Source organism: Lactobacillus sp. C449L (assembly GCF_059900815.1).
The window spans coordinates 1-596 of the sequence record NZ_JBWXGA010000059.1 but is presented as its reverse complement, the minus strand read 5'-3'; the positions used below and the strand labels follow the sequence as shown (position 1 = coordinate 596).

General features: G+C 55.5%; 1 protein-coding gene and 1 pseudogene. Both read left to right on the top strand.

Features of this window, described 5'->3' with window-relative positions; genetic code table 11:
- Positions 1 to 7: 7 nt before the first annotated feature.
- Positions 8 to 151: pseudogene (locus tag AC2JF9_RS08280) on the top strand (PAS domain S-box protein); the annotation flags it as partial.
- Between the two features lie 27 nt (positions 152 to 178).
- The coding region (locus AC2JF9_RS08275) for a PAS domain S-box protein (RefSeq protein ID WP_500726840.1) at positions 179 to 596 on the top strand (418 nt) is incomplete at its 3' end.

The window sequence follows — 596 nt, the reverse complement described above, 5'->3', positions numbered from 1 at the left end:
CCCCCATATAATCGGCAGCATCGTCGAGGCCGAGGCCATACGCAAAGGCGGAGATATGTTCCCCATTGAACTTTCTGTACACACGTGGGATGCGGATCGGCATACTTATTTTTCCGCGGTCATTCGCGACATCTCCGAGCGGAAACGAGCCGAAACGGCGCTCATGAGGAGCGAGGAAATGTACCGCGACCTGATCGAGTCGTTTCCGGAAGCGATCTTGATCGGTCGCGGAGCGCATTGGCGATTCGTGAACGCGTCCGGCGTCCGATTGATGGGCGGCACGGAGCCTAGCGACATTCTGGAGAAAAGCGTATTCGATATCGTACATTCGGATTTTCATCAAAACGTCCGCAAACGAATTCAGCTTACCGAAACGATCGGGCGAATATCCGAGCGGATGGAGGAAAAGTGGGTACGGTTGGACGGGAAGGCGCTCCATGTCCAGGTGTCTGCCATTCCTGCGGTATTTAACGGCGAAGCCGCGCGCATCGTAGTCGTTCGGGATATTACGGAGCTTCAGAAGGCGAGGGAAATTTATGAGAGATCGGAAAAATTGGCGGTGGCGGGCGAGTTGGCCGCGGGCATCGCGCATGAAA